The 12,968-nt window shown below is 46.2% G+C and carries 15 protein-coding genes; 7 read left to right on the top strand and 8 right to left on the bottom strand.

The features are described 5' to 3' along the window. Nucleotides 1–25 precede the first annotated feature (25 nt). The 6 genes from ACP2WE_RS11960 to ACP2WE_RS11985 all read right to left on the bottom strand — a co-directional run bounded on the left by ACP2WE_RS11960 (nt 26) and on the right by ACP2WE_RS11985 (nt 5,159). Nucleotides 26–631, bottom strand: coding sequence for a Uma2 family endonuclease (locus tag ACP2WE_RS11960; protein ID WP_425215856.1), 606 nt, complete (start codon nt 629–631; stop codon nt 26–28). A gap of 39 nt (nt 632–670) precedes the next feature. Continuing rightward, nucleotides 671–3,250, bottom strand: a complete 2,580-nt coding sequence (locus ACP2WE_RS11965) for a TIGR03960 family B12-binding radical SAM protein (RefSeq protein ID WP_425215857.1) — start codon at nt 3,248–3,250, stop codon at nt 671–673. Between the two features lie 207 nt (nt 3,251–3,457). Beyond that, on the bottom strand, nt 3,458–3,982 hold the full coding sequence (gene def / locus ACP2WE_RS11970) for a peptide deformylase (protein ID WP_425215779.1): 525 nt from the start codon (nt 3,980–3,982) through the stop codon (nt 3,458–3,460). A 104-nt stretch (nt 3,983–4,086) separates the two neighbouring features. Beyond that, on the bottom strand, nt 4,087–4,275 hold the full coding sequence (locus tag ACP2WE_RS11975; RefSeq protein ID WP_330482318.1) for a hypothetical protein: 189 nt from the start codon (nt 4,273–4,275) through the stop codon (nt 4,087–4,089). 150 nt (nt 4,276–4,425) lie between these two features. Then, nucleotides 4,426–4,932 carry a hypothetical protein gene (locus ACP2WE_RS11980; RefSeq protein ID WP_425215780.1) on the bottom strand — a complete coding sequence of 169 codons (507 nt, stop codon included), beginning with the start codon at nt 4,930–4,932 and terminating at the stop codon, nt 4,426–4,428. Beyond that, nucleotides 4,920–5,159: a hypothetical protein gene (locus tag ACP2WE_RS11985; protein WP_425215781.1), complete on the bottom strand. Its 240-nt coding sequence runs from the start codon at nt 5,157–5,159 to the stop codon at nt 4,920–4,922. Before ACP2WE_RS11985 ends, ACP2WE_RS11980 begins: the two co-directional genes overlap by 13 nt. A gap of 302 nt (nt 5,160–5,461) precedes the next feature. On the opposite strand from ACP2WE_RS11985, the gene rpmB reads away from it, so the two are divergent. Both rpmB and ACP2WE_RS11995 read left to right on the top strand, forming a co-directional pair. Next, nucleotides 5,462–5,698 carry a 50S ribosomal protein L28 gene (gene rpmB, locus ACP2WE_RS11990; protein ID WP_425215782.1) on the top strand — a complete coding sequence of 79 codons (237 nt, stop codon included), beginning with the start codon at nt 5,462–5,464 and terminating at the stop codon, nt 5,696–5,698. Nucleotides 5,699–5,807: 109 nt separating this feature from the next. After that, nucleotides 5,808–6,719: a prephenate/arogenate dehydrogenase gene (locus ACP2WE_RS11995; protein ID WP_425215783.1), complete on the top strand. Its 912-nt coding sequence runs from the start codon at nt 5,808–5,810 to the stop codon at nt 6,717–6,719. A 40-nt stretch (nt 6,720–6,759) separates the two neighbouring features. Here ACP2WE_RS11995 and ACP2WE_RS12000 read toward each other — a convergent pair whose 3' ends face one another. Beyond that, nucleotides 6,760–7,158: a HepT-like ribonuclease domain-containing protein gene (locus ACP2WE_RS12000; RefSeq protein WP_425215784.1), complete on the bottom strand. Its 399-nt coding sequence runs from the start codon at nt 7,156–7,158 to the stop codon at nt 6,760–6,762. Nucleotides 7,159–7,195: 37 nt separating this feature from the next. Then, a complete protein-coding gene (gene cobA, locus ACP2WE_RS12005; protein WP_425215785.1) occupies nt 7,196–7,957 on the bottom strand; it encodes a uroporphyrinogen-III C-methyltransferase in 762 nt (253 codons plus the stop codon). A 221-nt stretch (nt 7,958–8,178) separates the two neighbouring features. Here cobA and ACP2WE_RS12010 point away from each other — a divergent pair, with 221 nt between their 5' ends. The 5 genes from ACP2WE_RS12010 to ACP2WE_RS12030 all read left to right on the top strand — a co-directional run bounded on the left by ACP2WE_RS12010 (nt 8,179) and on the right by ACP2WE_RS12030 (nt 12,933). Then, nucleotides 8,179–9,495 (top strand): pentapeptide repeat-containing protein, encoded by a 1,317-nt coding sequence (locus ACP2WE_RS12010; protein WP_425215786.1) that lies wholly within the window; start codon nt 8,179–8,181, stop codon nt 9,493–9,495. Between the two features lie 122 nt (nt 9,496–9,617). After that, nucleotides 9,618–10,487 (top strand): pentapeptide repeat-containing protein, encoded by an 870-nt coding sequence (locus ACP2WE_RS12015; RefSeq protein ID WP_425215787.1) that lies wholly within the window; start codon nt 9,618–9,620, stop codon nt 10,485–10,487. Nucleotides 10,488–10,775: 288 nt separating this feature from the next. Continuing rightward, a complete protein-coding gene (gene pyrH, locus ACP2WE_RS12020; protein ID WP_425215788.1) occupies nt 10,776–11,513 on the top strand; it encodes a UMP kinase in 738 nt (245 codons plus the stop codon). Then, complete coding sequence (gene frr / locus ACP2WE_RS12025; RefSeq protein ID WP_425215789.1) at nt 11,500–12,048, top strand: ribosome recycling factor; 549 nt, start codon at nt 11,500–11,502, stop codon at nt 12,046–12,048. The genes pyrH and frr overlap by 14 nt, the downstream gene beginning before the upstream one ends. A gap of 306 nt (nt 12,049–12,354) precedes the next feature. After that, nucleotides 12,355–12,933: a hypothetical protein gene (locus ACP2WE_RS12030; RefSeq protein WP_425215790.1), complete on the top strand. Its 579-nt coding sequence runs from the start codon at nt 12,355–12,357 to the stop codon at nt 12,931–12,933. Nucleotides 12,934–12,968: the final 35 nt, after the last annotated feature.

Here is a 12,968-nt window from a genome sequence, read left to right on the forward strand (position 1 = left end):
GAGAATTGTTAAAATCTCTCTGTTTTTAAAATTTAATGCGGCGATAAACTTCCGTCATCGAGATTTCTATATTTAAGCTGTGCAGCGCAATAGATCGATCGCTGCGATCGCAAACTTGTAATTGCCAGCGCTCGCTACTATCAGAATCGAGTTTTTGATATTGTTCGATATAGGGTTCTGTTTGGCTCACCAAAAGATATTCACGAAAGGTAGGAAGAGAACGATATTTTCTGAATTTCTCGCCACGGTCGTAGGCTTCTGTGGACGGCGATAAAACTTCCACAATCATAAGGGGATTAAGAATTTCATCCTTACGATCGTCATGAAATTCTGGTTCGCCATCGACGATCATCAAATCAGTATAAGTTCCGCATTGGTATTCAGGAATCCAAACTCGCAAGTCGCTGTTATACAAGCGAAAATCAGTATCTCTCAGTAAAAAGCCTAGGTAGATTAGCAGGTTACTGGCGATCGCACTGTGAGTTTCTGTCCCTCCAGACATAGGAACAATTTCTCCTTTGGAATATTCATGACGTTCTTCAGATATTTCCTCCATCGCGCGGTACTCGTCGAGCGTTAAACAAGTCGTTGTTGTTTCTGGAACAAGTCTGGGTGGGCTGATTACCACGATCGCACCTCCTGAATAATTAGACCTAGGATCATTATGACATTATCGCAATGCTTCACGGTGGACGTGGAGGAGTTTAAGGGTAGCATCGACAGCAAACTGATTCAGCATAAACAAAACATATTCGGGTTTGAGCGTGCTATCCGAGCGACAGCTCCCCACATAACGAATTTGAATATCTGAGGCAGAATTCACCTCGATTAAATCTAACTCAAACAAGCGATCGCGCATTTCCAATAATTGCTCCTTGCCAGACTTAGAGAGTTTGGGCATCAGAATCGACTGGGCAGCCTTCACTTGATGAATTAGAGATGTAATGGTGCAATTGATGGATTCTGATAATTCAATTCCTGTATCTATTCCTAAGGTGAGGCGATATTCAGCAATTTGCAAAGTAACATCCGCTGAAGGTGCGTCGATCGCAATGTCATGGGCAGCATAGATCGGAATCTCTGGGTGCAGTTGTGCTGCTAGCCGTTGTTGAAATTCTGCGGGGGCGATCGCAGCGGTGAGTTCAAAATCGGCAACTTCGCCTGTGCTGCTGTGTCCCAAGGAGAGGGCTTTAGCTAAAGCAATACGGGGCAAGGGGTTAAAGCCTTCCGTATAGGCAATGGGAAGGTCTGCACGTCGCATCGCTCGACTGAACAAACGCACGAGATCTAGATGGGAAATCAACGCCATGCTTCCCAACTTGCCGAACGTGACGCGCAAACGTTGCTGCCTTGCTACGCCACTCAACTGCGAGTACCCTGTAAATACAGGAATCGGTGGTGCAGGCACAACGATATTATGCCCAAAGTCGGGACTGCATACCCCACATTTAGAACAACCATGAAACGAACAATCGGGAACGGTTTCCGCTGCGATCGCGCGATTCCAGTCATCTAGCAACCATTGTTTATCGATACCCGTATCGAGATGATCCCAAGGGAGCGCTTGACCGTATTGTGGTGCGGGCATTTCCCATTTCAGACCCGATTCCTCGATCGCTGTCGTCCATGCTTGAAACGCGCGATGGGTATTCTCAAACCAAGCATCCATGCCTGCACCTAGTTGCCAAGCTCGTTTGAGCACAGCACCTAGCCTGCGATCGCCACGTCCGACAAAATCTTCCATTGCCGAGATCTGGACAGCGGTGAAATTGACCTTTACGCCCTTGGCAAACCGAAATTCTGTTTTGAGCAGCTTTTGCTTGTGCAGAAAATCCTCCGTAGAGACACTATGCCATTGAAACGGCGTGTGGGGCTTGGGTGTGAAGTTGGAAATCGTCACATTCACATTCAAGCGCTTGCGTCCATCTAGACGGCATTGAGATTGCAACCAGCCAATCGTTTTGGCAATACCAATCACATCAGCATCGGTTTCGGTGGGCAATCCAATCATGAAATAGAGCTTGACCCGATCCCAGCCCTGTTCATACGCCGTGCGCACGCCACGTAGCAGCTCTTCATCAGTAAGCCCCTTGTTGATGACATCCCTCAGTCTTTGCGTGCCAGCTTCTGGGGCAAAGGTTAGCCCTTGCTGCCTGCCATCCCCTTTCAGAATATTGGCGATATTCTCATCAAACCGATCGACGCGCTGGCTGGGGAGCGAGAGATTGATGTGCTGGTTGTTGAGGCGATTTTTAATCTCAATTCCCACCGCAGGCAGTGCCAAATAATCGGAACAGGATAAAGAGAGCAGAGAGAATTCGTTATAGCCCGTTTCCTTCACCGCTCGTTCGATCGTATTCACGACATCCTCTGGCTTCACATCCCTAGCGGGACGGGTCAACATCCCCGGCTGACAAAAGCGACAGCCCCTCGTGCATCCGCGCCGAATTTCAATTGTGAGGCGATCGTGGACGGTTTCCACCAAGGGAACCAAGCCAATACTATGCTCTGGAATCGGAGCCGCTACCCTTCTTAAAATACGTTTGGGAACTCCTTCTCGATTGGGAGAAACAGAACCATCTTCAGGGCTCATGTCATAAAACTGCGGGACGTACACCCCTGGAACTTTTGCCAAATCTAAGAGAACTTCCTGCCGCGATCGCCCTGCGAGTTTTGCCTCAGTAACAACAACGCCAATTTCAGGCAAGACTTCTTCCCCATCGCCCAAGACAAAAAAATCAAAAAAGTCGGCATAGGGTTCGGGATTAGAAGTCGCTGTCTGTCCCCCTGCAAAAATCAGCGGACATTCCCACTGTTGTTTTTCTTGAGAAAAAGAGAAGGGATTCCGTTCCTGCCATGTTAAAGGAATTCCTGCCAGATCGAGCATTTCTAAAACATTGGTTGCACCTAACTCGTAGCTGAGACTAAAGCCCAAAATATCAAAGTCGGTCAAAGGACGTTGAGATTCCACGGCAAATAGAGGCGTATTCGATTCCCTTAGTTTTGCAGCTAGATCGGGGGCAGGCAGATAAGCCCGATCGCAAAGTTGTCGATCTTGCGCGTTGAGAATGCTGTAGAGAATGATATGTCCGAGATTGGAAGCACCCACCTCATAGATTTCAGGATAGGTCAATGCCCACCGTGCGATCGCCTGATGCCAAGGCTTACGTACAGCCCCCAACTCATTCCCCAAATAACGGCCTGGCTTGAGAATATCGGCGGTAATCAGTGGATTCAATGGGGAACTCAAAGAGGAATTCAAAGAGGGACTTAATGGAGGATTGGAGGAGATCTCCTCAGTGGATATTGGCATAGACCTCAAAGAATTAGATTTGGACTGACAAAATTTGGTAGGGTAAAGCTTTCAGGCAGCAATCCCCTTACTTCACATAAGCCTACATTCCAAATGCTTTGCGTCCGTCAGGGATTTATACTAATTTAATTTATGCCCCCACAATCACTTTGCCGCCACAAGTTTAAGATATTCAGATTCAGAGATTAATTCTAAAGAACTTTCCACGCGGTCTAAAAAAACTTTTCCCTCTAGGTGATCGTACTCATGCTGAAAAATCCTTGCCACAAAGTCCGTAAAGGTAGTGGTTTCTAAGTTACCATCGCGATCGCAATATTCCACCTCGATCGCTTGATAGCGCGGTACGAGTCCTCGAATTCCCGGTACAGATAGGCAGCCTTCCCACCCTTTTTCGACCTGCTCGGAATGACTGACGATTCGAGGATCGATCATGGCAGTTGGAGCCATCAAGGGCGCTTGGGGGTAGCGATCGTTCGGGTGCGAGGCAACAATGATTAACCGCAGCGATTGTCCTACCTGTGGTGCGGCGATCCCCACCCCCTTTTTGGCTTTCAGGGTTTCGATCAGGCGATCGATTAAATCTTGCACAGCCCGATCGCGCACATTCTCAACGGGTTGAGCAATTTGACGCAAACCGATATTTCCTAGTTGGCAGATATCCATATCCATGTCTGTAATTTTTGTAGGTGCAAAGCATTCGGTAGATGAGCTTTTGCGTTACAAGAAGAAGATCTATGCCCGAATGCTTTTGCCCTTGCCGCTTGATTGACCGATCATTCACTTGCCAGAATATCGATGAGGGCATCCGCTTCTAACACTGCGGCACGAGCTTTTTGATAAACGTCTTCAAACGGGAAATTGGATACGGTTAATCCTTGCATAATCATAATCGCGAAATATTCACGCTTGGTCATGCCTTCTACAATGACATCCGTTTCCTTGTTGTAGCTAACCGGATACACGTTATCAGTACGTCTAGTTTGCATTTAGCTTACCCTCTACACTACTACGGGTTAATCTTACAATACGGGGCTTAAATTGTGAAAATTATACTGTTTTATCGCTTGGGCTGGGGAGCAGATCTGAATCCTATGATATCTGGGGCATTACGCTCACGCGTCTCTTTCTTCGACGAAGACCTCGACATCGATCGCTTCGGGTTCCGTGGTTTTGCGATCGCCTACGGGCTCTTGCGGTTGAGTAGGTGCTTCCGTTTCAGACGAGCCTTCTGATGGAATGATGATGGGGTGAATCTCATAGTGAACGCGAAGTCTACCGCTGTTTTTGCGCTCGGCAGCATCGACAAATCGACTAGCCTCCCATTCTGCGGCGAAAGTCCCGATACAGGTTAAGGTTTTTTGGCGTTCCCGTTCTAGATATGTCCAGACTTCCCAGGCGTTGGGTTCTGGCTCGGGTGGAATGGGTTCTGGCTCGGGGATCGGCTCAGGTTCTGGGATATTCGCCTCTGCTGGACTATCCTGTAGACGATCGTTAGCATCCTCAAGACGATCGCCCGTTGCGTCTGGTTTATCCTTAGATTTATCTTTGGGTCTCGGCTGAGAAGAACGCGCTGAATCCTCTGCCTGATTAGTGTCTTCTTGACCAATCAGGCGTTGCACTCCCCCAGTTGAAACCTCAATTCGGTAATTTGCTTTTGTAGGGGGGTGATGCGATCGCTAATGTACTTGCCAATATAATTAGCCCAATCTGTCGGAATATTCGTAGGCGTATTTGGCGCTGCTGATGCCTGAGGATTTAATTCGCGCTCGACAAGGTCAACGATCCACTCTGACAAGGTTTGTTTATTTTCCTCTGCCTTTGACTTTGCCAGATTTAATAAAGACACGGGAAATCTAAAGTTGATTTGTCGAGTTTTAGGAGGTAGCGCCATATTGGAGATTTGGGGAGATTTTAAGGGAACCCGCGTGAATGAGTTCTTTTGGATTCTTATCTTAGCTCATAGCCCATAACCAACACCCGAACGGGAGCTAAAGCCCTTAGCATAGGATGTGATAGAAGCACTATTCCAATCCCCAAAGAACCGCAGCAAAGCATAAAATATTTAACATATCATCGATCGCAGACATATTTTTGCGCTCAAATTTTGTACAATAGTTGACTGGACTATAAAATGCAGGAGCAAAAAACATGAGTCGTCAATGTCAGCTAACAGGTAAAAAAGCCAACAACTCAGTTAGCATCTCGTTTTCACACAAACGCAATAAACGATTACAGCACGTTAACCTACAGCAAAAACGCATCTGGTGGGCGGAAGGCAAGCGTTTTGTCACCTTACAAATTTCCACAAAAGCCATCAAGACCCTTCAGAAAAAAGGTTTAGCAACATTTGCTAAAGAAGCAGGTCTTAATTTAAACAAGTTTTAGGTCGGCAGTTACTGGTACGTCCTCCAGAGGGTTTTCTCAAAAGAGGTGAAGTACCAACGTCATTAGTCAACTGCGATCGCCATACCGATAACCGACAAATGACAAATAGATGAACATTGGCATCATTGGCTTGGGGCTAATAGGGGGATCCCTAGGTTTAGATTTGCTCGCACAAAAGCAAAATCACTATGTTTGGGGAATCAGTCGAAATCAAGATACCTGCAAGCAGGCAGTCTTGATGGGTGCAGTCGAGGCTGCCAGTCAAGACCCAGACATGATTCCCTATCTAAAACAAGCAGATCTCGTGGTGATTTGTACGCCTATTCCTGCCATTTTGCCCGCGATCGCTTCCATTTCCAGTCGATTATCTCCCCAAGCCATCATTACTGACGTTGGCTCTGTGAAGTCCGCGATCGTGGCACAGGCGTCTAAGCAATGGGGTCGGTTTGTGGGAGGTCATCCGATGGCGGGTACGGCTTTTCAAGGAATTTCCGCCGCCGAGCGCAATTTATTTCAACAACGTCCTTGCGTGATCACACCCTTTGCAAATCCTGTAGATTCTCAAGGCACGCAACTAGAAAATTCTCAAAATAACGCTATCGATCGCGAAGCTGTGGAAATCGTGCGATCGTTGTGGCAGTCTGTGGGCGCGATCGTGCATGAGTGCAGCCCAGAGGTACACGATCGAGCTGTGGCTTGGATTAGTCATTTACCCGTGATGGTCAGTGCGAGTTTAATTATGGCTTGCCAACAAGAGGGGGATGCCGCGATCGCGGAGCTTTCTCAAAAACTGGCTAGTTCTGGTTTTCGCGATACTAGTCGCGTAGGCGGAGGCAATCCCGAACTCGGTCGCTTAATGGCTGAATACAATCAACCCGCCTTGCTCAAAAGTTTGCGTGCTTATCAGAGTGCTTTGCAAGATTTGATCGATAAGGTAGAGTCTGGGGAATGGCAAGGAATCGAAAATACTCTAGAAATCACCCAAAGCGATCGCCGCCCATTCGTGGACGGCAAGGGATAGAAAATATCCAATCGCTGGCTAGAACACCAGCAAAAGAAAATTAACTAGCCTGAGCAATTTCCTCTAGCACCGATTCGATCAGTACCTTTAGAGTAGGAATGTCCTGCTGCGTGATCTCCCACAGGGTTTGCAGGTCTACTTCCAAATAGCCAAATGTCAAGCTCTCGCCAGTCCCAATAATGCGACGCCAGTTCATGGCGGGGTATTTATCTAAAAAAGAGATGGGCAAACGCTTTGAAGTTGCACCGATAATACCTACTGACCGTTCGACAGCAAAAATTGTTTTTTGGTCTGCACTAAATTCCACAAAATCCATATCAGCAATAAAAGACTCTGTCGCATGGACGGCTTCTAAAATGTCTTGAATTTGTGTCTCTAACCGTTTGGTATTTACAGTTGTAGTGGATGTAATTTTTACCTCGACTTCACCAGTGCTCATGAGCTAGTCAACCTCAGATCTTTCACAGTATTTAAGTTTAACACTGTCGATAAGCAACTATGCGACCAATCACCGCGATCGCTGGCGGAGAAAAGCCAGTATCTATGACTTGTGCGACAATATCGCCCAATGTACCGATCAACTCTGACTGATCGGCACGAGTTCCCTGCCTAATCAAGGCGATTGGGGTTGCGATCGGCAAACCAGCATGGGTCAACTGATTGACAATCTCAGCCAAATTATGAAGCCCCATATAGATCACAATCGTCTCAGAGCCTTGCGCCACAGCTCCCCAGTTGACATTAGGACGATACTTTCCTGTCGCTTCATGTCCTGTAACAAATGTCACCGAAGAGCTATAGTCCCGATGGGTGAGAGGAATTCCTGCATAGGCTGGGGCGGCAATTCCAGATGTAATCCCAGGCACGACCTCAACGGGAATTCCTGCCGCCCGTAACTCTGACATCTCTTCACCCCCACGCCCAAAGATAAAGGGGTCACCCCCCTTAAGGCGTACCACGATCGCAAATTCCTGGGCTTTTTCAATCAACAATTGGGTTGTCTCTGCCTGCAACAGAGAGTGATTGCCACGGCGTTTCCCAGCATTAATCTTTTCAGCATGAGGGTTAACCATCGCCAAAATTTCTGGACTCACCAAGGCATCGTAGAGTACAACATCACAATGCTCTAAAAGCGCCTTGCCTTTGAGTGTCATTAGCCCTGGATCTCCAGGACCAGCTCCAACTAAATAAACTTTACCGACAACCTGTTCTGAAGCGATATTTTCTGTGATTACCATCTATGATTCGATAAATTAAACAGCCAATGTTGCAAGAGCTATACTTCCTAGGAAGTCTCTTAAGCATAAGTAGGTCTTTGCGATCGGTATGTGTGATGCACTACGGATTTTTATATCTACATTTTAGAAGACCAACATCAAAGCCAAACGACTAAGCCAAATCTTGCAAGCTAGTTGTCCCTTCAGCAGTCTAATGTATTCTAGTTAATGAGGGCAAATGGTTGAAAGGGGAAAACTGCACCCCTGCTACGCACGCGACATTCTACGCCGCAGTCATATCTGTTAGCACGGGTGTTCTACTCAAGATCAACTTGGATGAGGCAAGCGTGAATTTTACAGACTTAAATAAATCAAACCTAACTAGAGCAAACTTAGCAGGTGCAAACCTCAAGGGCGCTGACCTTAAAAGAGTAAACCTGTCAGATGCAACGCTAACAGGCTCATCTCTTAATAAGGCAAATCTTACGGGTGCTTTTCTCAATGGAGCCGATCTAAATCAGGCAGATTTGGTCGAGGCAGATTTGAGCGAAGCTAATTTGACATCAGCTTTTTTGATCAAAGCCGATTTACAAAGAGCCAAACTCGATAATGCCTACTTAGTCGCGGCAAACCTAAATGAGGCAGTTCTCGATAGCGCTTCTTTAAAAAATGCCGATCTCAGCCTAGCAAGTCTGACGGGTGCCAGTCTGAATGGTGCATCGCTCGTAAACACAAAATTAATTGGGGCTTTTTTAGTCGAGGCAAGTTTAATTGGGGCAGATCTCAGCTTGACTGACCTCACAGGGGCTTTACTCATTCGCGCCAATCTAAGCGGAGCTAACTTAAGCCAAGCCTCTCTCGTTAACACAGACTTGAGCGAGGCAACGCTGACTGGAGCTGAGTTACATGGTGTCGATCTCAGTGGTGCCATTCTCAATGCCGCAAATCTCAATGCTGTCGATCTAATTGGCGCAAATTTAAGCGGCAGTACTTTAAGTCGTACCAATTTAGGCTGGGCAAATCTGTTAGGCGTCAATTTAAATCGGGCAAATTTAGTTGGCTCCGATCTGAGTTCGGCAAATTTAAATGAATCGAGCCTCGTAGATGCCGATCTGAGCTGGACAAACCTGACTGGTGCTTTTTTGATGAAAGCTAACTTGAGTGGGGCTAACCTCAACGGGGCTAATTTAACCAATGCCAATTTAGCTGGTGCCAATTTGAGTGGGGCTAACCTCATGGGGGCAAGTCTTAGTGGTGCTGACCTGAGTGGCACTGACCTAAGAAGTGCATTGCTGATTAGAACCAATCTACACAATGCCATTCTTAATGAAGCCAACCTGACCGGGGCTAATTTGGATGAAGCCAATTTAAATGGCGCAAACTTGAGTAAGGCTAATCTTAATCGTGCCAACCTCAGCAGAGCAAGCTTGACAGGAGCTAACCTAAAAGGTGCATTCCTACTGTGGACTAATCTAAAAGGTGCATTCCTGCTATGGACAAACTTAGATGAGGCAAATCTCACAGGCGCGATTTTACCGACAGATAGATCGTCGGCCTAAACATTACAAGTATTTATTTAGTCTGAAGTTTGTTTTGACGTTATTTAGGTAGTAGTCATCCTAAGTAACCACGAAATTCGGGCAGTAACAATTAAGCACATTTAAGGTGGTACTGAGGAGCAATGAAAGCTGGCGAAATTACAGAAAAGTATAAGCAGGGAGATAGAGATTTTACTGGGATAGATCTCAGTCGTGAAAACCTGACTGGTGCAAGTTTAGCGGGGATAAATCTTGCTGGTGCGAGTCTGGTGGAGACCAATCTATCCTGCGCAAATCTCAATAACGCGAACCTTGAAACTGCATCCCTACATACCGCTGTGCTCTACAGAACCAGTCTCAGTGATGCAAATTTGCGTGAAGCCGATTTAAGTGGCGCCAGCTTAATTAAAGCAAATCTGCATGGTGCAAATCTCGATAAGGCTAACCTGAGAGATGCCGATTTGACTGGGGCTAACCTGAATGGGATCGATTTAAGTAACGCTAATTTAAGTGGGGCTAATTTAAGTGGCGTATTTCTAGTCGGAGCAAACTTAGAAGGAGCAAATCTCACCGAGGCTTTTTTAAAGGGGGCTAATCTGGATGGCGCTAAGCTAGTCGGGGCAAACTTAGAAGGAGCAAATCTCACCGAGGCTAGTTTAAGTCATGCCCAGCTCGATCGCGCGAACTTAAGTTCAGCAGACCTATCTAATGCTAATTTATATGGGGCGACTCTATGCAGCGCCCTATTGGTAAAAGCTGATCTAGATGGGGCAAATCTCAGTAACGCTGACCTTAACGGTGCCGATCTTAAAGATGCCGACCTCAATGGTGCTTTTTTAACTGAGGCAACTTTAGATAAAGCAAGCTTAGACGGTGCCAATCTCAGTAAAACCAATTTCTATAAAGCAAACCTCAATGGTGCAAACCTTCTGCGGGCAAATCTCAATGGAGCAAATTTAAACGGGACAAACCTCACAGGTGCAGAGTTGTATGCAATTGACGAGTCAGCTTGATTTTGTTTTTTTTTAAGTAGTTGTGGGCGATCGCAAGGTGAATAGATTCTTTCCTGCTTAGGTTAGCGTCTTGAGTTTCTGGCTACATCGTTACATCCATTTAGACAATCAACTGGCAAGTTTTGAGGTTAAACCTTTGCTGGGTGCTTCTAACAAAGGCGTTTTAATACGAGGACATTGAAAATCGTAACCACAAGTTACGCCATTTGCCGTAGGAACTGCACGAACGTTGAAATGCGTCTACTTTCCTGTAACAAGTACAATTTCTCTGGCAATGGAAGGAATAATATGGATAACCTCAAGTACAAACGTATTCTACTGAAACTGAGTGGAGAAGCGTTAATGGGCGATCTCAGCTTTGGCATTGACCCTGAAATTGTGCAAACAATCGCGCTAGAGGTGGCGGACATTGTGCGTGATGGGGTTGAAGTGGCGATCGTCGTGGGTGGCGGCAATATTTTTCGGGGTATCAATGGTGCTGCCAAGGGCATGGATAGAGCTACAGCCGATTACATTGGCATGATTGCCACAGTGATGAATGCCTTGACTTTGCAGGACGCACTCGAGCAATTAGACGAACCCGTACCGACCCGAGTTATGACCGCGATCGCCATGCAAGAAGTCGCCGAACCTTACATTCGTCGTCGGGCTATTCGCCATTTAGAAACCAAACGGGTCGTCATCTTTGGGGCAGGCTCTGGTAATCCATTTTTCACAACGGATACCACCGCTGCGCTGCGTGGGGCAGAAATTGATGCGGAGGTGATCTTTAAGGCAACCAGAGTCGATGGCATTTACGACTCCGACCCCAAGAAAAACCCCGATGCCAAGCGTTATCAGAGCATTAACTATGCCCATGCCCTATCCCAAGATCTGCGGGTAATGGACACCACTGCATTTGCACTTTGCAAAGAGAATAATATTCCCATTGTTGTGTTCGATTTAGGTGTTGCGGGTAACATTCGCCGCGCTGTCATGGGAGAATCTATTGGAACATATGTCGGAGGTAATTGTGAAGTTAACTGAAGTTGAATCGCGGATGCAAAAGGCGATAGAAGCCACGCAACATAACTTTAATAGCGTGCGGACTGGACGTGCGAATGCCTCATTACTAGATCGAGTTTCGGTAGAGTATTATGGTACGCCAACGTCCTTAAAGTCTTTGTCAAATATTTCTACGCCTGATTCGACCACGATTATGATTCAGCCGTTCGATCGCACGGCAATGGGTTTGATCGAACGCGCGATCGCTGAGTCGGATCTGGGCTTAACCCCAAATAATGACGGTAGTAGTATTCGCTTAAATATTCCGCCTTTAACCACAGAGCGCCGTAAAGAATTGGTCAAAACTGTGGCAAAACTAGCCGAAGAAGGCAAAGTCTCAGTGCGTAATGTCCGTCGTGATGCGATCGACTCAATCCGCAAGCAAGAAAAGTCCAAGGAAATCTCTGAGGATGAATCGAAAAAATTGCAAGATCAAGTTGACAAGCTAACGGATAAGTACGCCAAGAAAATTGAGCAAATTACGGTCGAGAAAGAAAAAGAAATTTCTACGATCTAAGCTTTTAGGAAAGGTTGCTCAAACAGCCAAACTAGCTATATAAATCATTAGAAGAGCGATGATTTTACTGTGCTATTTTGGGTTTATGTCGATCGATCCAAACTTATTATAGGTTTTAATTCAGTTACATTAATCACATAAATTGTTAAATGGGGTACAAAACTAGATCTATAAAAAGCTTAACCTTGCATTAAACGAAGTCGGAAAGTGTAGCTAGGATAGCTATCCCTTTCCTTCTTTAAGATATTCGGCGATCGCCGTTATGAGTAATTTAATGCCATGGGTGAACTCAAGAGGACTGTCTTAATGACACACCTCGATCAAGATCAAGGAAAACTTTGGCAGACCGCACTTAGCCATCAGGGGATTGATGTCATCTGGGATACGGCAAAGATCGATCTGGTAGAGCGCCTCGAACAACTTCATCAAAGTAATCATTTACCCGATCTGTTGTTAATGGATACGGGAATTAAGAGTCCGAATGCAGAAACCCTGCAATCAGGCTCTGTATGCCAATGGATTACAAAAAATCGGGTTGCTTTAAAGGTGGTTTTGTTTAACCCACGCCAAGATCGCATTAAAGATATAGAACATAGCTGGGCATTACGTCGTGGCGTGGTTGATGTCTTACCCAAACTCACGGGCGAAAATTTAGTGTCCTTAACCGCTCGCGTGACTGGTATTTTAGGTAGCACTTTTTTGCAAGAACCCATTGAACGATTAGCCGATCAAATGTTCTTACAACAAGTATCTTCTGCTCCTGCAATTGCAAATAATCTCCGGAATACAACGCAGGCTGATGGGGAGAATCCAGGACTCAAGAGACAAGCACCAGACACAGATGACAATACCACCATGTATCGAGGTGTCAGAATCAGAAGATAGATCGTGCAACGATGGGCAGTTATCGGCAAGCAGGG

The organism is Tumidithrix helvetica PCC 7403, from assembly GCF_965232925.1.
Taxonomy (GTDB): Bacteria; Cyanobacteriota; Cyanobacteriia; order Pseudanabaenales; family Pseudanabaenaceae; genus Tumidithrix; species Tumidithrix helvetica.

What these genes read in the sequence shown, in the direction of transcription:
- def (WP_425215779.1), bottom strand. Translation starts at nt 3,982, where the DNA reads ATGGATATGGATATCTGCCAACTAGGAAATATCGGTTTGCGTCAAATT.
- rpmB (WP_425215782.1), top strand. Translation starts at nt 5,462, where the DNA reads ATGAGTCGTCAATGTCAGCTAACAGGTAAAAAAGCCAACAACTCAGTT.
- ACP2WE_RS11995 (WP_425215783.1), top strand. Translation starts at nt 5,808, where the DNA reads ATGAACATTGGCATCATTGGCTTGGGGCTAATAGGGGGATCCCTAGGT.
- ACP2WE_RS12000 (WP_425215784.1), bottom strand. Translation starts at nt 7,158, where the DNA reads ATGAGCACTGGTGAAGTCGAGGTAAAAATTACATCCACTACAACTGTA.
- cobA (WP_425215785.1), bottom strand. Translation starts at nt 7,957, where the DNA reads ATGGTAATCACAGAAAATATCGCTTCAGAACAGGTTGTCGGTAAAGTT.
- ACP2WE_RS12015 (WP_425215787.1), top strand. Translation starts at nt 9,618, where the DNA reads ATGAAAGCTGGCGAAATTACAGAAAAGTATAAGCAGGGAGATAGAGAT.
- pyrH (WP_425215788.1), top strand. Translation starts at nt 10,776, where the DNA reads ATGGATAACCTCAAGTACAAACGTATTCTACTGAAACTGAGTGGAGAA.
- ACP2WE_RS12030 (WP_425215790.1), top strand. Translation starts at nt 12,355, where the DNA reads ATGACACACCTCGATCAAGATCAAGGAAAACTTTGGCAGACCGCACTT.